14 protein-coding genes and 1 pseudogene are annotated in these 19,706 nt (G+C 66.4%); 4 read left to right on the forward strand and 11 right to left on the reverse strand.

Going from position 1 to position 19,706, the window contains the following annotated elements; genetic code table 11:
• Window positions 1-3 precede the first annotated feature (3 nt).
• The 3 genes from DN824_RS15145 (at window position 4) to rpsA (ending at window position 4,773) form a co-directional block, all read left to right on the forward strand.
• Window positions 4-2,235, forward strand: coding sequence for a bifunctional prephenate dehydrogenase/3-phosphoshikimate 1-carboxyvinyltransferase (locus DN824_RS15145; protein ID WP_138409274.1), 2,232 nt, complete (start codon window positions 4-6; stop codon window positions 2,233-2,235).
• Window positions 2,232-2,918, forward strand: coding sequence for a (d)CMP kinase (gene cmk / locus DN824_RS15150; RefSeq protein ID WP_138409243.1), 687 nt, complete (start codon window positions 2,232-2,234; stop codon window positions 2,916-2,918). Before DN824_RS15145 ends, cmk begins: the two co-directional genes overlap by 4 nt.
• 172 nt (window positions 2,919-3,090) lie before the next feature.
• Window positions 3,091-4,773 (forward strand): 30S ribosomal protein S1, encoded by a 1,683-nt coding sequence (rpsA, locus tag DN824_RS15155; RefSeq protein ID WP_138409244.1) that lies wholly within the window; start codon window positions 3,091-3,093, stop codon window positions 4,771-4,773.
• 118 nt (window positions 4,774-4,891) lie between these two features.
• Here the strand turns inward: rpsA and cobA are convergent, their stop codons facing one another.
• The 3 genes and pseudogenes from cobA to DN824_RS15170 form a co-directional block, all read right to left on the reverse strand.
• Window positions 4,892-5,629, reverse strand: a complete 738-nt coding sequence (cobA, locus tag DN824_RS15160) for a uroporphyrinogen-III C-methyltransferase (RefSeq protein WP_138409245.1) — start codon at window positions 5,627-5,629, stop codon at window positions 4,892-4,894.
• Window positions 5,630-5,677: 48 nt separating this feature from the next.
• Window positions 5,678-8,377 carry a nitrate reductase gene (locus DN824_RS15165; RefSeq protein ID WP_138409246.1) on the reverse strand — a complete coding sequence of 900 codons (2,700 nt, stop codon included), beginning with the start codon at window positions 8,375-8,377 and terminating at the stop codon, window positions 5,678-5,680.
• A gap of 131 nt (window positions 8,378-8,508) precedes the next feature.
• Window positions 8,509-9,771: pseudogene (locus DN824_RS15170) on the reverse strand (NAD(P)/FAD-dependent oxidoreductase); the annotation flags it as partial.
• Between the two features lie 480 nt (window positions 9,772-10,251).
• Between DN824_RS15170 and DN824_RS15175 the strand changes: the two are divergent.
• The gene (locus DN824_RS15175) at window positions 10,252-10,554 is read left to right on the forward strand and encodes a class I SAM-dependent methyltransferase (RefSeq protein WP_138409248.1); all 303 of its coding nucleotides are present in this window, start codon (window positions 10,252-10,254) and stop codon (window positions 10,552-10,554) included.
• A gap of 2 nt (window positions 10,555-10,556) precedes the next feature.
• Here the strand turns inward: DN824_RS15175 and DN824_RS15180 are convergent, their stop codons facing one another.
• From DN824_RS15180 to DN824_RS15215, 8 genes are all read right to left on the reverse strand, one after another.
• Window positions 10,557-12,230: a bifunctional protein-serine/threonine kinase/phosphatase gene (locus tag DN824_RS15180; protein WP_138409249.1), complete on the reverse strand. Its 1,674-nt coding sequence runs from the start codon at window positions 12,228-12,230 to the stop codon at window positions 10,557-10,559.
• A gap of 51 nt (window positions 12,231-12,281) precedes the next feature.
• On the reverse strand, window positions 12,282-13,493 hold the full coding sequence (locus tag DN824_RS15185) for a NarK family nitrate/nitrite MFS transporter (protein ID WP_138409250.1): 1,212 nt from the start codon (window positions 13,491-13,493) through the stop codon (window positions 12,282-12,284).
• A 307-nt stretch (window positions 13,494-13,800) separates the two neighbouring features.
• Window positions 13,801-14,244, reverse strand: coding sequence for a thioesterase family protein (locus DN824_RS15190; RefSeq protein WP_138409251.1), 444 nt, complete (start codon window positions 14,242-14,244; stop codon window positions 13,801-13,803).
• A 120-nt stretch (window positions 14,245-14,364) separates the two neighbouring features.
• Complete coding sequence (locus tag DN824_RS15195; protein ID WP_138409252.1) at window positions 14,365-15,156, reverse strand: ABC transporter ATP-binding protein; 792 nt, start codon at window positions 15,154-15,156, stop codon at window positions 14,365-14,367.
• Between the two features lie 52 nt (window positions 15,157-15,208).
• Window positions 15,209-16,060 (reverse strand): nitrate ABC transporter permease, encoded by an 852-nt coding sequence (gene ntrB, locus DN824_RS15200; RefSeq protein ID WP_138409253.1) that lies wholly within the window; start codon window positions 16,058-16,060, stop codon window positions 15,209-15,211.
• Window positions 16,061-16,075: 15 nt separating this feature from the next.
• Window positions 16,076-17,359, reverse strand: a complete 1,284-nt coding sequence (locus DN824_RS15205; protein WP_138409254.1) for a CmpA/NrtA family ABC transporter substrate-binding protein — start codon at window positions 17,357-17,359, stop codon at window positions 16,076-16,078.
• A 389-nt stretch (window positions 17,360-17,748) separates the two neighbouring features.
• Window positions 17,749-18,327 carry an ANTAR domain-containing response regulator gene (locus tag DN824_RS15210; RefSeq protein ID WP_138409255.1) on the reverse strand — a complete coding sequence of 193 codons (579 nt, stop codon included), beginning with the start codon at window positions 18,325-18,327 and terminating at the stop codon, window positions 17,749-17,751.
• A gap of 15 nt (window positions 18,328-18,342) precedes the next feature.
• A complete protein-coding gene (locus tag DN824_RS15215; protein ID WP_138409256.1) occupies window positions 18,343-19,560 on the reverse strand; it encodes a CmpA/NrtA family ABC transporter substrate-binding protein in 1,218 nt (405 codons plus the stop codon).
• Window positions 19,561-19,706 lie beyond the last annotated feature (146 nt).

The raw sequence follows: 19,706 nt of genomic DNA on the forward strand, positions 1-19,706 counted from the left end.
GTCATGTCGGTGCAACGCGCCGAGCCCATCATCGGTCGCCTGGTGGTGATCGGACTGGGGCTGATCGGTGGCTCCTTCGCCAAGGGGCTGCGCGAGAGTGGCGCCTGCGCCGAGGTGGTGGGGTTCGACATGGATGCGCCGTCGCGTGCCCTGGCGGTCGAACTCGGCGTGGTGGACCGCTGTGCGGAGTCATTGCAGGACGCCTGCCGCGGCGCTGACGTGATCCAGCTGGCGGTGCCGATCCTGGCGATGGAAAAGCTGCTCGCGCAACTGGCGACGCTGGACCTCGGCCAGGCGGTGCTCACCGATGTGGGCAGCGCCAAGGGCAACGTGGTCGCCTGCGCGGCGAAGGTCTTCGGCGCGATGCCGCGGCGCTTCGTTCCGGGGCATCCCATTGCGGGCTCGGAGCAGAGCGGGGTGCAGGCGGCCAAGTCGACGCTGTTTCGCCGGCACAAGGTCATCCTCACCCCGCTGGCCGACACCGACCCGGCGGCGCTTGGAGTGGTCGACGCGCTGTGGCGGCAGCTCGGCGCGGACGTGGAGCACATGGAGGTCCGGCATCATGACGAGGTTCTGGCTGCGACCAGCCACCTGCCTCATTTGCTGGCCTTCGGCCTGGTGGACTCGTTGGCCAAGCGCAACGAGAACCTGGAGATATTCCGCTACGCCGCCGGGGGCTTTCGTGACTTCACTCGGATCGCCGGCAGCGACCCGGTGATGTGGCATGACATCTTTCTCGCCAACCGCGAGGCGGTGCTGCACACGCTGGACGATTTTCGCCATGACCTCGATGCGTTGCGCGCGGCCGTGGACGAAGGAGATGGGCATCAGTTGCTGGGTGTCTTCACCCGCGCCCGTGCCGCCCGGGAGCACTTCAGCAAGATTCTGGCGCGCAGGGCCTATGTGGACGTGATGGATTCGAACGACCTGATCTTCGTCGCCAAGCCGGGCGGGAAACTCGACGGCTCGCTGCGGGTGCCCGGCGACAAGTCGATCTCGCACCGCTCGATCATGCTCGGTTCGCTGGCCGAAGGTACGACCGAGGTCGAGGGGTTTCTCGAAGGTGAGGATGCCCTGGCGACCATCCAGGCGTTTCGCGACATGGGCGTGGTGATCGAAGGGCCGCAGCAGGGCAAGGTCACCGTCCACGGTGTCGGCCTGCGTGGTTTGCAGGCGCCGCCCGGGCCGCTCTATCTCGGCAATTCCGGAACCTCCATGCGCCTGCTGGCCGGGCTGCTGGCGGCGCAGCCCTTCGACAGCGTCCTGACCGGTGACGCGTCGTTGTCCAGGCGGCCGATGAACCGCATCGCCAAGCCGCTGCGCGCGATGGGGGCGGTCATCGAGACGGCGCCGGAAGGGCGTCCTCCGCTGACGATCCGGGGCGGCCAGCGGCTGTCCGGCATGCATTACGCCATGCCGATGGCCAGCGCCCAGGTCAAATCCTGCCTGTTGCTGGCCGGGCTCTACGCGGCCGGGGAAACCGCGGTCACCGAGCCGGCACCGACCCGCGACCATACCGAGCGGATGCTGCGCGGCTTCGGCTACCCGGTCAGGATCGAGGGCGCGACGGCCTCGGTCGAGCCCGGGCATCGCCTGAGCGCGACCCGGATCGAAGTGCCGGGCGATATCTCGTCGGCGGCGTTCTTCCTGGTCGCGGCGAGCATCGCCGAGGGCTCCGACCTGCTGCTCGAGCACGTCGGCGTCAACCCGACCCGCACCGGCGTGATCAGCATCCTCAAGCTGATGGGCGCCAGCATCGAACTGCAGAATCTGCGCGAGGTCGGTGGAGAGCCGGTCGCCGACATTCGGGTACGCTCGGCGCGGCTGCGGGGCATCGACATTCCCGAAGACCTGGTGCCGCTGGCGATCGACGAGTTCCCGGTGCTGTTCGTCGCCGCCAGCTGTGCCGAGGGGCGCACCGTGCTGCGCGGCGCCGAGGAATTGCGCGTCAAGGAGTCGGATCGCATCCAGGTGATGGCCGATGGGCTGCAGGCGCTCGGCGTCGATGCCAGGCCCACGCCTGACGGTATAGTGATCCAGGGCGGGCCGATCGGCGGTGGCGAGGTGTGGTCCCATGGCGATCATCGTGTCGCCATGTCGTTCAGCGTCGCGGCGCTTCGTGCCAGGGCGCCGATCCGTATTCACGATTGCGCCGCCGTGGCGACGTCGTTTCCGAATTTTCTGGCCTTGGCCAAGCAAGCCGGCATGACTGTCGGTGAAGAGGACAACTCATGAACAATCCGCCGGTCATCACCATCGACGGTCCCAGCGGTTCGGGCAAGGGCACCATCGCCGCGCTGCTGGCCAAGAAGCTTGGCTGGAATCTGCTCGATTCCGGCGCGCTCTATCGCTTGCTGGCGTTCGCCGCGCGCAACCACGGCGTCGACCTGACCAACGAGGAAGCGCTCAAGGTTCTGGCCGCCCACCTGGACGTGCAGTTCGGCTCGGGCAAGGACGGGCATGGCCTGAGCATCACGCTCGAGGGCGAGGACGTCACCCATGCGATCCGCAACGAGCAGGTCGGTGCCGGCGCGTCCCAGGTGGCCTCCCTGCCGGCAGTGCGCGAAGCGCTGCTGCAGCGTCAGCGTGTTTTCCTCGAAGCCCCGGGTCTGGTGGCCGACGGACGCGACATGGGGACCGTGGTGTTTCCCGCCGCCGAACTCAAGGTCTTTCTCACCGCAAGCGCCGAGGAGCGTGCCCGTCGGCGCTATCTGCAGTTGAAGGGGAGTGGGGATGATGTTAATCTCGCGAGTCTTCTCGATGAGATCGAGGCTCGCGACGAGCGAGACAGGGCGCGCGAAGTGGCGCCGCTGAAGCCAGCCGACGATGCGATCATGCTGGATTCGACCTCACTTTCCATCGAGCAGGTACTGGACAGCATTCTGAGCGAGGTCGCCAAACGCGACATCGCCGGGTGAAAGGAACCCCGAAAGGTGTTCCGTCAGGCCGCGGCAAGAGCCCTGCCTGGTAACAAGGAGGCATGCGGGAGACCAGATAGCGTCCCGCAGGCCTTTTTTTATATAAACGAACCCATGCCATCTGGGGTGTGGAAGTTGGGCGGATCCTCGCCCGAAAACAGCAGGAATCAACATGAGCGAAAGCTTCGCAGAACTTTTTGAAGAAAGCCTGAAATCCCTCGACATGCAGCCGGGCGCCATCATCACCGGCATCGTGGTCGACATCGATGGTGACTGGGTCACCGTCCATGCTGGCTTGAAATCCGAGGGCGTCATCCCGGTCGAGCAGTTCTACAACGAACAAGGCGAGCTGACCATCAAGGTGGGTGACGAGGTCCACGTTGCTCTGGACGCGGTTGAAGATGGCTTCGGTGAAACCAAGCTGTCCCGCGAAAAAGCCAAGCGCGCGGAATCCTGGATTGTTCTGGAAGCGGCTTTCGCTGCAGAAGAAGTGGTCAAGGGCGTCATCAACGGCAAGGTCAAGGGCGGTTTCACCGTCGACGTCAACGGCATCCGCGCGTTCCTGCCGGGTTCGCTGGTCGATGTCCGTCCGGTGCGCGACACCACCCACCTGGAAGGCAAAGAGCTCGAGTTCAAGGTCATCAAGCTCGACCAGAAGCGCAACAACGTTGTCGTTTCCCGTCGCAGCGTGCTGGAAGCCGAGAACAGCGCCGAGCGTGAAGCTCTGCTCGAATCCCTGCAGGAAGGCCAGCAGGTCAAGGGCGTGGTCAAGAACCTCACCGACTACGGCGCATTCGTCGACCTGGGCGGCGTGGACGGCCTGCTGCACATCACCGACATGGCCTGGAAGCGCATCAAGCATCCGTCGGAAATCGTCAACGTCGGCGACGAGATCGACGTCAAGGTCCTCAAGTACGATCGCGAGCGTAACCGCGTATCGCTGGGCCTGAAGCAGCTGGGCGAAGACCCATGGGTCGCCATCAAGGCTCGCTACCCGGAAAACACCCGCGTCATGGCCCGCGTCACCAACCTCACCGACTACGGCTGCTTCGCCGAGCTGGAAGAGGGCGTGGAAGGCCTGGTACACGTCTCCGAAATGGACTGGACCAACAAGAACATCCACCCGTCGAAGGTCGTTCAGGTCGGCGACGAAGTGGAAGTCATGGTTCTGGACATCGACGAAGAGCGTCGTCGTATCTCCCTGGGCATCAAGCAGTGCAAGTCCAACCCGTGGGAAGACTTCTCCAGCCAGTTCAACAAGGGCGACAAGATCTCCGGCACCATCAAGTCGATCACCGATTTCGGTATCTTCATCGGCCTGGACGGCGGCATCGACGGTCTGGTTCACCTGTCGGACATCTCCTGGAACGAAGTGGGCGAAGAAGCCGTTCGCCGCTTCAAGAAGGGCGACGAGCTGGAAACCGTCATCCTGTCGGTCGACCCGGAGCGTGAGCGCATCTCCCTGGGCATCAAGCAGCTGGAAGACGATCCGTTCTCCAACTACGTGTCCCTGAACGACAAGGGCACCATCGTCCGCGGTACCGTCAAGGAAGTGGACGCCAAGGGTGCTGTGATCGACCTGGGCAATGACATCGAAGCGACCCTGAAGGCTTCCGAAATCAGCCGCGACCGCGTTGAAGACGCCCGCAACGTGCTGAAGGAAGGCGAAGAAGTCGAAGCGAAGATCATCAACATCGATCGCAAGAGCCGCGTGATCAATCTCTCCATCAAGTCGAAAGACGTCGAGGACGAGAAGGACGCGATGAAGGAACTGCGTACCAAGCAGGAAGTTGAAAGCACCGGCCCGACCACCATTGGTGATCTGATCCGTGCTCAGATGGAAAACCAGAACTAAGTTCGGGTAATCCATGAAAAAGGGCGACTTCGGTCGCCCTTTTTTGTGCCTGCTGAAAAGTCCATTTTGCTGCTTCATCCCGCCGGCCGGCGCCGGCTGGCTCGGCAGTCGTTGGGGTTCAGGCGCTCCGCTGCAGCGCGGCCAGGGCCGCCTGTGCGGCGACCTCGCCGATGACCAGGATCGCCGGGCTCTTCAGCGCGAAGGTACGCGCATCGACCAGCATGTCGCCGAGGCGCGACCGGCATTCACGTTGCTCGGGCAACGAGGCGTTCTCGATCATCGCCACCGGTGTCTCGCTCGCCATGCCGCCGGCCAGCAGCCCGCTCCGTACCTCGTCCAGCTTGCTGACGCCCATGTAGACCACCAGCGTGGTACCGCTCTGCGCCAATGCCGGCCATTGGGGGCCACCGTCATCCAGGGTGTGGGCGGTCACCAGGGTCACGCCCCGGGCGACGCCACGATGGGTCAGCGGGATACCGCAGCGGGTGGCACCAGCCAGTCCGGCGGTGATGCCGTTGACCAGCTCCGTCTCGATGCCGCGGGCGGCGAGCCATTGGGCTTCCTCACCGCCGCGACCGAAGATGCAGGGGTCGCCGCCCTTCAGGCGCACCACGCATTTGCCCTGACGGGCGTAACGCAGCATCAGCCGATGGATGAACGCCTGGGGCGTCGAACGACAGCCTCCGCGCTTGCCGACACGGATCACCCGGGCGCCAGGACAGTGCTCCAGCACGGCGGGGTTGACCAGGTCGTCGATCATCACCACCTGCGCTTCGCCCAGGGCGCGCACGGCCTTGAGCGTCAACAGCTCCGGATCGCCCGGGCCCGCACCGACCAGCCAGACTTTTGCACTCATTGCTTCACCTCACTCGATGCGACTGCCGCAAGGATGTCGAAAAAGGATTCAGGCCGGCTCCGGTTGGCGGGCCAGCATTCGCTTGATTTCCGGGACGCAAGAACCGCAACTGGTGCCGCAGCCCAACTCACGCTTGAGTCCGTCCAGGTCCATTCCGGCTGCGATGCCTCGGGCCACCGCCTGTTGGCTGACGTTCATGCAGTTGCACAGCGTTCGCTCCACGGCCGCGATCGTCTCACCCGGAGGGGCGCTGAGGGGCGCCAGGAGCCAGCGCCGGGTTTCGGCATCGACCTGGCCGCTTTGCCACAGACCCTTGAGCCAGTCGCGCGCCGCCGTTTCGCCCGCCAGGCGAAGGGAGACGATACGGCCAGCTTCGATACGCACCCGTTTGCCGATGGCGCGTCGGGGGTCGTCGTAGCTCAGTACCGCTCCTTCGTCGAGGCCGAGCAGCTGGTCCATGCGCTCCAGCTGCGCGGCATCAGGCGCCTGGCTGACAGCGGCATGGATGATCAGCGCCGGGCGATCGCGACCGGCCAGACTGAAGCTTGCGTAGTCGAATGCTTCGAACAGGGGACGCAGCGCGCTGAATCGGCTCTGCACGTCCTGCTCGACGAGGGCGAAGAACTGCCAGGGCAAGTCGACCCGTTCGACCTCGACCGCAGCGTGCTTGAGCTCGGGCTGTTTCGAAAGCGGGTCGTGCTCGGGCAGCGTCAGGACGTTGCAGCCCAGGCCCTTGAGAAAGCGGTCGCCCCAGTGCATCGGCAGGAAGGCCTGGCCAGCCTGCAGCCTGTCGTCCGCGGTCACTGGCAGGACGAGACTGCCGCGGCGGCTGCGCAGCCGGACCAGCTGGCCTTCGAGCAGACGCCTATGCGTCATGTCGTCCGGATGCAGCCCGAGCAGTGCTTGCTCGACGTGGCCGAAGAGCTGCGCGGCGGTACCGGTTCGGCTCATGCCATGCCACTGGTCGCGCAGGCGCCCGGTATTGAGTATCAGGGGGTAGTGCGCCTCGCGCAGTTCCCGGGGCGGCTGGTACGGCTCGGCGATGAAGCGGGCGCGTCCAGTGGCGGTGGGAAATATCCGGTTCGTGTAGAGGCGTGGCGTGCCGGCTTCGCTGCCAGCCGGGAACGGCCACTGTTGCGGGCCGATCCGCTCGATCAGGGCGTAGCTCAGCCCGGAGAGATCCAGGTCCCGGCCGCGCGTCAGCGCCTTGTATTCGTCGAACAGCTGATCGGGCCGCTCGTAATCGAAGCGGCTCGGCTGCCCGGGCCGCAGGCGCTTTTCCAGACGCCGGGCAAAATCGCAGGTGATCGCCCAGTCGGCGCGCGCCTCGCCCGGTGCCGGTACCGCGCGGCGTACCCGGCTGACGCGGCGTTCGGAGTTAGTCACCGAGCCCTCTTTCTCGCCCCAGCTGGCCGCCGGCAGCAGCAGGTCGGCATGGCGGCATGTCTCGGTGGTGAAGAAGGCTTCCTGCACGACGACGAAGGGGCAGGTGGCGAGCGCCTCCTGTACGCCGCGCTGATCCGGTAGCGACTGGGCCGGGTTGGTGCAGGCGATCCACAAGGCCTTGATCTTGCCGGCACGAACCTTTTCGAAGAGTTCGATGGCGGGTAGCCCGGGCGTTTCCGGAAGCTGCTCGACGCCCCAGTAGGCGGCCACTTCCTGGCGATGCTCGGGGTTGCCCGCGTCACGATGACCGGGCAGCAGATTGCTCAGGCTTCCGGTTTCCCGGCCGCCCATGGCGTTGGGCTGTCCGGTCAGGGAAAAAGGCCCGGCGCCTGGCCGTCCGATCTGGCCGGTGGCCAGGTGCAGGTTGATCAGCGCGCTGTTCTTCGCGCTGCCGGCGGTGGATTGGTTCAGCCCCATGCACCAGAGCGAGAGAAAGCTCGGGGCGTCGCCGATCAGGCGGGCACACCGCTGCAGCGCCTCGGCCGGGATGGCGCAGCGCTCGGCGACCACCGACGGGCTGTAGTCGCGCACCAGTGCGTCGAGGGCCTCGAACCCTTCGGTATGAGCGTCGATGAAGTCCCGGTCGACCTGGCCCTCGCGCAGCAGGATGTGCATCAACCCGTGGAACAGCGCCACGTCGCTGCCGGGCTGGATCGCCAGGTGCAGGTCGGCCAGGTCGCAGGTGTCGGTGCGCCGTGGATCGACGACGATGATGCGCATCTGCGGGCGTCTCGCCTTGGCTTCCTCCAGCCGCCGGAAGAGCACCGGGTGGGCATAGGCCATGTTGCTGCCGACGATCAGCAGGCAGTCGCTCAGCTCGATGTCTTCGTAGGAGCAGGGCGGGGCGTCGGCGCCCAGGCTGCGCTTGTAGCCGACCACGGCCGAGGACATGCACAGGCGCGAGTTGCTGTCGATGTTGTTGGTTCCGACCAGGGCGCGTGCCAGCTTGTTGAAGGCGTAGTAGTCCTCGGTCAGCAGCTGGCCGGAAATGTAGAACGCGACGCTGTCCGGACCGTGCTCGCGGATGGCGTCGGCGAAGCGCTCGGCGGCGTGTTCCAGCGCGCTGTCCCAGTCGGTTCGGGCACGCGCCAGCGCTTTGCCCAGGCGCAGTTCCGGATGGAGGCCACGTGCGGCGATGTCACCGGTCAGGTGCAGGGTCGAGCCCTTGCTGCAGAGTTTGCCGAAATTGGCCGGATGGTCCGGGTCACCCGCGACATCGTGGATGCGCGTTCCGTCGTGCTCGATCAGAACGCCACAGCCGACGCCGCAATAGCAGCAGGTGGACGCGGTTGTCTGATGCATGGCGGCATCTCCTGGCAGGTCAGTCATGGCTAAAGAGGCGAAAGCGCGGTGCGTGACGCGCCATGGTTGCGCGGCGGCAGGATCGAGGGCTCGATCTCTTCGGTACGGGGAGGGCATGGGGTCTTGGTGCCGGCCGTCAGCGGCAGGGGCGCACTCGGTCCCTTGCCCAGGGTGGCGCCCTGGCCCAGCGCGGCGGCCCCGAACATGAGTTGATCACGGACCCCGGCAATCTCGCGGCGCTCGCGGATCTGACGCAGGTACCAGCCGCCGTCGGCGGTGTCGCCGTACAGGCAGGCGCCCACCAGTACGTCGTCCTTGATCACCAGCTTCTTGTAGATGCCGCCGACAGGGTCCTTCAGGGTGATGGTTTCGGTGCCTTCGGCGCCCAGGAAGTCGCCGGCCGAGAACAGATCGATGCCGGTGACCTTGAGCTTGGTCGAGGTCACCGAACCCGGGTAGCGCGAGAAGCCCAGCATCGCCAGGTGGTTGGCGCAGACCCTGGCCTGCTCGTACAGCGGCGCCACCAGCCCGTAAGCGGTGCCGCGGTGGCTGGCGCATTCGCCGACGGCATAGATGCGCGGATCGTAGGTCTGCAGGGTATCGCTGACCAGAATCCCCCGGTTGCAGGGGATGCCCGCCTGTTCGGCGAGCTCGCAGTTGGGGCGGATGCCCGCGGCCATGACGACCAGGTCCGCCGGGACCTCTTCACCGTCGGTGAACCTGACCGCCCGGACGCGCCCTTCGCCGTCATCGACCAGCTCGGCGGTGTGCCTGGAGAGTAGGAACCTGAGCCCGCGCGCCTCAAGCGCATCCTGCAGCAGGCGGCCGGCGGTACGGTCGAGCTGGCGCTCCATCAGGGATTCGCCGATGTGCACCACGCTGACGTCCATGCCGCGCAGCTGCAACCCGTTGGCGGCCTCCAGGCCGAGCAGGCCGCCGCCGATGACCACGGCGTGACGGTGGGTGGCGGCGGTTTCCATCATCGTGCGGGTGTCGGCGATGTCGCGATAGCCGATCACGCCCCGCAGGGTATTGCCGGGCACCGGCAGCATGAAGGGCGTGGAGCCGGTGGCGATCAGCAACCGGTCGTATTCGGCCTCGCTGCCGTCCTGGGCGATGACGCGCCGCCCGGCGCGGTCGATCCGGACGACCTTGCTGTTCATGCGCAGCGCGATGCCGTGATCGCAGTACCACTGCAGGTCGTTGAGGACGATGTCTTCGAAATTCTGCTCCCCGGCCAGCACCGGCGACAGCAGGATGCGGTTGTAATTGGGGTGCGGCTCGGCACCGAAGACGGTGATGTCGTACAGGTCCGGGGCGAGCTTGAGCAGCTCTTCCAGGGTCCGTACACCGGCCATGCCGTTGCCGATCATCACCAGCTTGAGTTTCTTCATGCCGATCTCCACCGCGTGCCGGCCATCGCGCCGGCGTACTGAAAAGCAAAAACAAAAAGGCGTCCCACTGGTTACCCAGTGAGGACGCCTTTGTCCGGTCCCGTTCTCGGGAAGCACGGCCCTCGTCGTTGAAGGCCTGGCTTTATGTCGATTGCGTCGAGAGCGATGCAGGGGGTGTGCCAGTTGATGCTTTTCCGCTAAATCAGTGGGTTAGGCGGTTATCCTCGAAAGTAACTAAGTTCGCGATGCACCTTGCTGAGGCGTCATGCGCAGCGATGGTGCAGCCTCGGCGGCCCTCGCATCGCCCGAGTCAGGGCGTTGACAGCCTTCGCCGAGTTTCAATAGAGTTGGGTCTTGCGCCGATTTAGTCAGCTACTTGCGGGGCGCCAGGATCGAGAGATCCCGAAATACCGCTAAAGCGCTGGTTCGGTGTCGCCTCTCACCGCTGCCCAGCGGAACCCTCGAGGCGGGACCCCATCGATGAATGCAAAACTTCCTTCCTTCTGCCTGGCCCCGGCCGCACAGAACCCTTCCAGCCGCAAAATCCTGCTGATCGGCAGCCATCAGCCGGCGCTGCTCCGTTGCCTGGACGGATGGCCGAGACACCGCGGCAAGCCGCGCGCGTTGCTCATCCAGTTCAATGCCGATACCCGTTCGCTGGCCGACTACCCGACCGATGCCTTTGATCTGGCCGTGGTGCAGGCGCCGGCCGCCGAGGCCCTCGATCACTGCATTCGCGAGCTGACCCGCGTGGCACGGCAGGGGCTGATCACCCGGCGCTGATCTCAGCCGCGGCCGATCAGCCAGATCAACCCTGCGAGGTTGAGGAACAACGAGGCGAGGGCGATCGCGCGCCAGGTTTTCAGCGGTTCGCGTTCGAGCAGCGGGTGGGTGCCGTCGGAGGAGATGCTTTGTTCTCCCTGTTCGAAGCCCAGCAGCCACTCCTCGGCGGTTTCGAATCGCTGTGCCGGATCGGCCGCCAGGCTTCGCAACAGCAGCCTGTCCAGCCAGTCGGGCAGGTCCGGGCGGTAGCGCGACGGCGGCACGGCCGTGCTGAAGCGCGGGCGCTGGAAGGCTTCGACCTCCCCGTAGGGGTAATGCCCGGTGAGCAGGTAGTAGAGGGTCACTCCGGCGGCATAGAGGTCCTGCTGCGCGCTTGGCGGCTCGCCCCTGAAGGCCTCCGGCGCGATGAAGCTCGGCGTGCCGGGCAGGCTGTTGGGCTCGTCACGCGACAGGCCGGGGCAGTACGCCAGGCCGAAGTCGAGCAGGCGCAGCTCGCCGTCGTCCCCCAGGTGCAGGTTCTCCGGTTTGACGTCGCGGTGCAGGATGTTGCGCCGGTGCAGCATGCCGAGGGCGCGGATTATCCGTGGCGCGGTGTCCAGCCACTGCGGCAGGGGCATCGGACCCTGCTGCCGGAACAGTTGCGCCAGGCTTTGCCCCGCGTATTCGCGCTGCACGTAGTACAGATGCTGGCGCTGCGCGAGGCTGTGCAATTCCGGAAAGCAGCGCCCGGCCACACGGCGCAGGAACCATTCCTCCTGCAGCAGCGCAGGGCCGGCCGATGGATCGTCGGCGCGGCTCGGGGGCAGCGTTTTCAGCAGCCACGGACGCGTTTGTGCGTCGGTGACACGATAGATCAGCGACTGCCGCGACTCGGCCAGCAGCCCCTCGACCGTCCAGCCTTCGAACCCCTGTCCGGCGCGCAGCTTCGGCGGCAGGGGCCATTGCTCCAGCTGGGCGAGGTTGTCGGCCAGGCCCGCCTCGGGCAGCGCCTGTACCCGTACCAGGACGGCGCTGGCGTTATCGCCGCTGCCGGCCAGGTGCGCGGCCTTCACCAGGGTGCTGGCGGCGCGGGAAAGGTCGGTCTCGGTCTGCAGCACTTCGGCGATGTCGCGTTCGGGCAGCACCGCCCAGACGCCGTCGCTGAGGATCACGAAGCAGTCGCCTTCGCGCAGCGCGCCTTCGAGAAAATCCACCACCAGGTGCTGGTCCAGCCCCAGGGCCCGCTTGAGCACATGCTGCATGCCCGGTTGCTGCCAGACGTGGTCTTCGCTGAGGCGTTCGAGCGTGGCGTCGGCCCAGAGATACGCCCGGCAGTCGCCCACATGGGCCAGGGTGAAGCGGGTGCCGCGCAGCACCAGGGCGGTGAGCGTGGTCAGCAGCGGTTGGCCATTGCCGTTGGCCTGCAGCCAGCGGTTCTGCGCCGTGAGCAGCCGCTCGAGCGCATGGGTGACGGCCCAGGTTTCGGGTGTCGAGTAATAGTCGAGCGCCAGCGCCTGCAAGGTGGCGCGGGCGGCCAGGGCACCGTCGGCGCAATGGCTGACGCCGTCGGCCAGCGCCAATAGGAAGCCCTTGCTCAGGGCGAGCGAGGGTGCCGGCGTGACGACGCGGATGGCGTCCTGGTTTTCGTTGCGCGGGCCGGTGGCGCTGGCTTCGCCGAAGGTCAGTTGCAGGGGCATGGGGCGTTCCGCAGAGGGCGGCAGCCACCGGTCGCGGCGGCTGCGTCAGGTTCAGACCCGGGCGGCGGTCACCGCGGCCGAACCCCAGGTGGTCCTCCAGCGCTGCTTGACGCTGTACAGGCCGATCCAGGCTAGCACGCCGAGGCTGGCGAACAGCCAGAGGCCGAGCTGATAGTCGCCGGTGGCCTGCTTGACGGCGCCGAGGCCGGCGGTCAGCAGGAAGCCACCGATGCCGCCGGCCATCCCCACCAGGCCGGTCATCACGCCGATTTCCCGGTGGAAGCGCTGCGGTACCAGCTGGAACACCGCACCGTTGCCGGCGCCCAGGCTGAGCATCGCGACCACGAACAGCGCCAGGGCGGCGGTCGAGCTGGACAGGTTGATGCCGACCGCGGCGATGCACAGGGCCGCCACGGTGTACATCACCAGCAGCGAGCGGATGCCTCCGATGCGGTCGGCCAGGGCGCCGCCGAGCGGGCGCATCATGCTGCCGGCGAAGACGCAGGCCGCGGTGTAGTAGCCGGCCTTGACCGGATCGAAGCCGTACTGGTCGTAGAAGTAGCCGGGCAGGGTGCTGGCCAGACCGAGGAAGCCGCCGAAGGTCACGCTGTAGAAGAACATGAACCACCAGCTGTCCGGGTCGCCCAGTGCCTTCATGTAGTCGGCCATCGACTTGGGTTTCGGGCGGTTGGGCGCGTTGCGTGCCATCCCGGCGAACAGCACCAGGACCAGCACCAGCGGCACCAGTGCCAGGCCGAACACGTTGTTCCAGCCGAACAGGGCGGCGAGCCCCGGGGCGAAGAGCGCGGCCAGCACCGTGCCCGAGTTGCCCGCGCCGGCGATGCCCATGGCCTTGCCCTGATGCTCGGCCGGGTACCACTGGGAGGCCAGCGGCAGCGCGACGGCGAAGGAGGCGCCGGCGAAACCGAGGAACAGGCCGAGCAGCAGCGCCTGCTCGTAGCTGCGAATGCCGAACGACCAGGCCAGCGCCAGCGCGACGATGACCATCACCTGGCCGAACAATCCCGCCGTCTTGGGCGAGGTGCGGTCGGCCAGCATGCCGAGCGCGAGGCGCAGGACGGCACCGGAGAGAATCGGGGTCGCCACCATGAAGGCGCGCTGCTGAGTGGTCAGGCCGAGGTCGGCGGCGATCTGCACCCCGAGCGGCCCGAGCACGTACCAGACCATGAAGCTCAGGTCGAAGTAGAGAAAGGCGACGAACAGGGTAGGCGCATGGCCCGCTTTCCAGAAACTCGTATTCATCTTGCACACCTCACCGTCATGGGCCGACCTGCGCTGTGATGGGGCGCTGGCCGGATGTACCGCTTGCTGCCCAGGCGTAGAACGAAAAAGGCGCCGCGCACTTGCCGGAAATTCCGGCAAGCGACGCGACGCCTTTGTCTGCATAGGGTGCAACCCTCGTTGGTTGCACCTTGGCCGGAGCAAGATCCCTGCCAGATGCGCAGGTTGCCTTCAGCTGGCACTTGCGGCCAATGGTGGAGGGGCAGCTCCAGGCGAATCGTGCACGAAAGCGGGGCGCATCCTGCGGCTCATGCCTCCCGATGGCGCATCAGTCGAGGCGGTTGACCCGGGGGAAGTGGCTGGAGAAGTCATCCGGCATCGGTGCGACCCGTGCCGCCGAATAGTCGTAGAAGACGAACCCGGACTTGGCCATGGCGATCAGGCGCTGGTCGGCCGGGCGGGTGACGCGAAACGTGATGTCGCCGCCGTAGCGGTTGAAATCCATGACGCCGACCTCGAACAGCAGGGCGTCGCGGGCATGGGCCTCTGCCCGGTACATGGTCGCCAGGTCGGTGACGATGATGCCGACGCCCCGGCCGTTGGTCTCGCGGATGCCATAGGCGAAGAGAAACCGGGCGCGGGCTTCGGAAATCATCGAGATCATCGAGTCGTTGCCCAGGTGATTGGCGCCGTTGATGTCGGTGACCCGTACCGTCATCTGGGTGGAAAAGTAGTACTGGTCGTCGGGGAACTGCAGTTGTAGACGGGCCATGGTGCGCTCATGCCGGAATCGGGGTGGCCATTGTAGGGCCCTGCCGGACGATCGTTGTCCATTCGGCGCGCAAATGGTGCCGGGCGCCGACCAGCCGCTGCGAGGCTGGCCGGCGGGCAATCAGGCGGCGGGTCGTTGCTGGCGCTGGTAGAGGAATTCCAGCACGGCGGCGCGGTACTCGTGGTAGCGCCCGTCATGGGCCAGCGCCATGCGATCGCGCGGGCGATCCAGTTCCACGTCGAGGATCTCGCCGATGGTCGCCGCCGGGCCGTTGGTCATCATCACGATGCGGTCGGACAGCAGCACGGCTTCGTCGACGTCGTGGGTGACCATCACCACCGTGCTCTGCGTCTGGCCGACGATGCGCAGCAGTTCGTCCTGCAGGTGGGCGCGGGTCAGGGCGTCGAGCGCGCCGAAGGGCTCGTCCATCAGCAGCACCTTGGGTTCCATCGCCAGCGCCCGGGCGATACCCACGCGCTGCTTCATCCCGCCGGATATCTCGCTGGGATGCTTGTGGATGGCGTGGCCGAGGCCGACCATGTTCAGCGCAGCCTCCGTGCGTGCCTTGAGTTGGGCCTTGTTTTCGCGCTTGCCGAAAACCTTCTCGACGGCCAGATGGACGTTGCCATAGCAGGTCATCCAGGGCAGCAGGCTGTGGTTCTGGAACACCACCGCGCGCTCTGGGCCCGGGCCGTCGATTTCGCGGCCGTTGCAGATCAGGCCGCCTTCGCTGGCTTCGAGCAGGCCGGCAATGAGGTTGAGCACGGTGGACTTGCCGCAACCGGAGTGGCCGATCAGCGACACGAATTCGCCGCGGCGGATGGCGAGGTTGATGTTGGTCAGCGCCTGGAAGCGGCCCTTCTTGGTATCGAAATGCTTGCTGACCTGGGTCAGTTCGACGAATTTTTCCATCTCGGTTCTCCTGCCTGCGGCGCCTCGGACGCCGCAGGAATGGTTGGCGACGTTAGCTGGCGTAGTCGAAGCGTCGGGCGAGCAGCAGCAGGCTCTGTTCGAGCAGCAGGCCGATCAGCCCGACGACGATGATGGCGATGAGGATGTGTTCGACGTTGAGGTTGTTCCATTCGTCCCACACCCAGAAGCCGAGGCCCGTGCCGCCTGTGAGCATTTCGGCGGCGACGATCACCAGCCAGGCGACGCCGATGGCCAGGCGGATGCCGGTCATCAGGTGCGGCAGTACCGACGGGAAGAGGATCCGGGTGAGCACCTTCCACTCGCTCAGCTTGAGCACCTTCGCCACGTTCAGGTAGTCCTGCGGGACGCTGGCCACCCCGGCGGCGGTGTTGAGGATGATCGGCCAGATCGAACTGATGAAGATCACCCAGATCGACGCGGGGCCAGCGGCCTCGAAGACCAGCAGGCCGATCGGCAGCCAGGCCAGGGGCGAGACCGGCCGCAGCAGGCTGATGATCGGCGAGAGCATGCCGGACAGGAAGGCGAAACGGCCGATGGCGAAGCCCAGCGGTATGCCGATCAGCGCCGCGAGGCCGAAGCCCACGCCGACCCGGGCCAGCGAATGGAGGATGTTCCAGCCGATGCCCATGTCGTTCGGTCCGTTGTCATAGAACGGATCGGAGAACAGCGCCACCGCCGCCGTCCAGGTTGGCCCGGGGCCCGGCAGGCCGTCGCTGCGCGCGGCGATCAGCGCCCAGACGCCGAGAAACAGCAGGATGCCCAGCAGCGGTGGCAGCACGGCCCTGACGGCCGTCGCGCCGCGCTGGCCGATGAGGCTCGTGAGGCGGTTCTTGCTGCGCGGCTCGGCTTTTTCCAGCAGGGGTAATTTCACGGGTGCGTTCATCGTATGGCCCTCCGGTCAGGCCTTGACGGCGAAGGAAGCCGCATAGGCGGCTGGGTTGGAACCATCCCAGACGACGCCGTCGAGCAGGGTGCTCGAGCGCATCGGGCTGCTCGGCACGGCCAGCTTGAGCTGGCTGGCGGCTTCGCCGTAGAGGGCGGTCTGGTTGATCGAGCGGGCGATGGCCTGGTAGTCGGGGTCTTCCTTGATCAGGCCCCAGCGGCGGAACTGGGTCAGGAACCACATGCCGTCCGACAGGTAGGGGTAGTTCACTTCGCCGCCGCGGCAGAAGGCCATGGCGTGGTCGTCCTTCCAGGTGTTGCCCAGGCCGTCGTCGTACTGGCTGAGGAAGCGCGGTTCGATGACGTCCACCGGCGCATTGACGTAGGCCTTGCCGGAGATCAGCTTGGCCGTGCTGCGCTTGTTCTCTTCGCTGGCTTCGATGAACTGGCTGGCGTCGAGCAGCGACATGACCAGCGCGCGGGCCGCGTTGGGGTATTTTTCGATGAAGGCGCGGGTGGTGCCGAGTACCTTCTCGGGATGATCGGGCCAGATCTGCTGGGTGGTCACGGCGGTGAAGCCGATCTTGTCGTAGATCGCCCGGGCGCCCCAGGGCTCGCCGACACAGAAGCCGTCCATGTTGCCGACACGCATGTTGGCGACCATCTGCGGCGGCGGCACGGTGATGGTCTTGACGTCGCTCATCGGGTTGATCCCATGGCTGCCGAGCCAGTAGTAGAGCCACATGGCATGGGTGCTGGTGGGGAAGGTCTGGGCGAAGGTCATCGGCTTGCCGCCTTCCTTGACCTTGGCCGCCAGTTGCTCGCCCGTGGTCACCCCGGCTTCGCGCAGCTGCCTGGAAAGGGTGATCGCCTGGCCGTTCTGGTTCAGGCCCATCAGGTTGGCCATCTCGGTGCGCGGGCCGCCGACGCCCAGCTGCAGGCCGTAGAGCATGCCGTAGAGGACGTGGGCGGCGTCCAGCTCGCCGTTGATCAGCTTGTCGCGCACGCCCGCCCAGGAGGCTTCCTTGCTCGGCGTGATGGTCAGGCCGTACTTGCCGGCGAAGCCCTGGGTCGCGGCGACGATCAGCGAGGCGCAGTCGGTCAGCGGGATGAAGCCGACGGTCAGCGCGGCCTTTTCAGGTGCGTCGGAGCCTGCCGCCCAGGCGGCGCTGCGCAGGCTGGCCGGTGCGGACAGGCCCAGGGCGGCGACGCCTGCGAGAGTCCCGGCGGTGGCGATGGAATACTTGAGGAAATTGCGACGACTGCTATCAACCGGTTTCGACGGGTCACGATCGGTCATGGTGAATTCCTTGTGCGAAGCATAAAAAAACGGCGTACGCCAAGCGACCCGATGGGGGTGGGTCACCTGACGGACGCCGTTGTCCGTAATCCGCGGCCACCGCCGTTGGTGTGCTGCGCGAGATTCTGAAAGGGTCATTGCAAGCGGCTTGCCATAGTGCCTTTTCAGTCGGTGCCGGATGCCTGCGAGGCGCCGGCGCACCTGGCGGTGCGCTTGGCAATCAAGGACTTAGCGCGTGCCGCTGCGTGAGCGGGGCAAGAATCGGCGGACCGGCAGAATGCTGGGCGTGCCGCCAAAGCGTGCAGGCTAGGCATCGCCGGGGCGGGCGATGCTCAGGTTCGGGGCATGCTGTCGGAACGGGGTTACCTGCCCGAAGGCAGGTGCGGGGCTCACTGACCGAGCAGGTCGTTCATGGCGATGATCTGTTCGGCGACCTGGATCAGTTTCTGCTGACGGCTCATGGCCTGCCGGCGCATCAGGGTGTAGGCCTCTTCTTCGTTGCAGTGCTTCATCTTCATGAGCATGCCCTTGGCCAGCTCGATGCGCTTGCGCTCGGCCAGTTGCTGGTCGCGGGCGTGCAGCTGGGCGCGGATCGCCTGGTCGCTTTCGAAGCGCGCCATCGCCACGTCCAGGATGGGCTTCAAGCGCTGCGCCTGGATGCCTTCGACGATATAGGCGCTGACGCCGGCGCGGATCGCCTGGCGCATGGCGTCCGGGTTGTCGTCGTCGGTGAACATGACGATCGGCCGCGGCTGGTCACGGCTGACCACCACGACCTGCTCCATGACGTCGCGGCCGGGCGAGTCGGTGTCGATCAGGATGACGTCCGGTCGGGTGGCTTCGACCCGTTCGGGCAGGTCGATGGTCAGGCCGGATTCATCGATCACCTCGAAGCCGGCCTCGATCAGCGCGCTTCTCAGGCGGCCGACCTTGCGGGGGGTGTCGTCGATCAGGAGGACGCGAAGCATGGGCAGTCTCCCGGGTCAGAGGGCAGGGGTTGGGGTTGGGTCGGTGAGCGCGTGCAGCGCGAAGCTGCGGGCGTATGCACCGGGGTCGGAGCCGTCCCAGACGCTGCCGTCCATCAGGGTCGAGCGGCGCATGACCGAGGCGGGCACCTCGATGCCCAGTGCCGTGGCGGCCTCGCGGTAGAGCGCGCTCTGCTGGATGCGGCTGGCGACGGCCAGGTAGTCGGGGTCGTCGCGCAGCAGGCCCCAGCGGCGGAGTTGGGTCATGAACCAGAGGCCGTCGGAGTGATAGGGCATATTCACCTGGCCGTCGGCGAAGAAGCGAAGCGCGTGGGCGTCGCGCCAGGCGTTGCCCAGGCCGTCTTCGTAGTTGCCGAGAAAGCGCGCCTCGACGGCTGCCAGCGGCGCGCCGACGTAGTCGTGGCCACTGATCAGCTGCGCCGTGCTGCGGCGGTTTTCCTCGCTGGCGGCGATGAAGCGGCTCGCTTCGAGAATCGCCATGACCAGCGCCCGGGCGGCGTTCGGGTACTGCTCGACGAACGCGCGGGTGCAGCCGAGGACCTTCTCCGGATGGTCCGGCCAGATCGACTGGGTGGTCGCCAGGGTGAAGCCGGTGCCTTCGGCGATGGCCTGCGCGCCCCAGGGCTCGCCGGCGCAGAACCCGTCGATCCGGCCGGCGCGCAGATGGTCGACCATCTGCGCAGGCGGGACCACGACCGTGCGGACGTCCTGCAGCGGATGGATGCCATGGGCGGCAAGCCAGTAGTAGAGCCACAGCGCATGGGTGCCGGTGGGGAACGTCTGCGCCAGGGTCAGCGGCTCGCCGCTGGCGACACGGGCGCGCAGCGTCGCGGCATCGACGACTCCGGATCGCCTGAGTTCGGTCGAGAGGTTGAGACTCTGGCCGTTCTGCGCCAGCCCCATCAGTACCGCCATGTCCGTCGGTGCCCGCCCGCCGATCCCCAGGTGGGTCGCGTAGATCAGGCCGTACAGCGCGTGGGCCGCGTCCAGCTGCCCGTCGACGAGCTTGTCGCGCAGGCCGGACCAGGAGGATTGCCGTTGCAGGTTGAGGGTCAGGCCGTAGGGACGGGCGAAGTCCTGGGTGGCTGCGACGATGACCGACGCAGCATCGGTCAGCGCCATGAAGCCCAGGTTGACGACGGGTTTTTCCGGCGCATCGCTGCCGGCTACCCAGGCCAGCGCTTCACTCCGGGTATTGTCTTGCGAGTCGGTCATGCTGTCGGATCTGCCTTTTCGATTGCCTGCCACGGTGTTGCCAGCTGCCAGCAAGGGACGTGCCAGCACCTCAGGCTACAGGGTTGCGCCGCCGCGTTGTAGGTGGCTTTGCTAAGCTCGGTCGATTATCAAACACAGGGGATCAA

This window comes from Stutzerimonas nosocomialis (assembly GCF_005876855.1).
GTDB classification, from domain to species: domain Bacteria; phylum Pseudomonadota; class Gammaproteobacteria; order Pseudomonadales; family Pseudomonadaceae; genus Stutzerimonas; species Stutzerimonas nosocomialis.

Coding starts and splice junctions, on each gene's coding strand:
- cobA (WP_138409245.1), bottom strand. CDS start 5,629: ATGAGTGCAAAAGTCTGGCTGGTCGGTGCGGGCCCGGGCGATCCGGAG.
- DN824_RS15195 (WP_138409252.1), bottom strand. CDS start 15,156: ATGGAAAAATTCGTCGAACTGACCCAGGTCAGCAAGCATTTCGATACC.
- DN824_RS15175 (WP_138409248.1), top strand. CDS start 10,252: ATGAATGCAAAACTTCCTTCCTTCTGCCTGGCCCCGGCCGCACAGAAC.
- DN824_RS15145 (WP_138409274.1), top strand. CDS start 4: ATGTCGGTGCAACGCGCCGAGCCCATCATCGGTCGCCTGGTGGTGATC.
- rpsA (WP_138409244.1), top strand. CDS start 3,091: ATGAGCGAAAGCTTCGCAGAACTTTTTGAAGAAAGCCTGAAATCCCTC.
- DN824_RS15190 (WP_138409251.1), bottom strand. CDS start 14,244: ATGGCCCGTCTACAACTGCAGTTCCCCGACGACCAGTACTACTTTTCC.
- cmk (WP_138409243.1), top strand. CDS start 2,232: ATGAACAATCCGCCGGTCATCACCATCGACGGTCCCAGCGGTTCGGGC.
- DN824_RS15205 (WP_138409254.1), bottom strand. CDS start 17,359: ATGACCGATCGTGACCCGTCGAAACCGGTTGATAGCAGTCGTCGCAAT.
- DN824_RS15210 (WP_138409255.1), bottom strand. CDS start 18,327: ATGCTTCGCGTCCTCCTGATCGACGACACCCCCCGCAAGGTCGGCCGC.
- DN824_RS15165 (WP_138409246.1), bottom strand. CDS start 8,377: ATGCATCAGACAACCGCGTCCACCTGCTGCTATTGCGGCGTCGGCTGT.
- DN824_RS15185 (WP_138409250.1), bottom strand. CDS start 13,493: ATGAATACGAGTTTCTGGAAAGCGGGCCATGCGCCTACCCTGTTCGTC.
- ntrB (WP_138409253.1), bottom strand. CDS start 16,060: ATGAACGCACCCGTGAAATTACCCCTGCTGGAAAAAGCCGAGCCGCGC.
- DN824_RS15180 (WP_138409249.1), bottom strand. CDS start 12,230: ATGCCCCTGCAACTGACCTTCGGCGAAGCCAGCGCCACCGGCCCGCGC.
- DN824_RS15215 (WP_138409256.1), bottom strand. CDS start 19,560: ATGACCGACTCGCAAGACAATACCCGGAGTGAAGCGCTGGCCTGGGTA.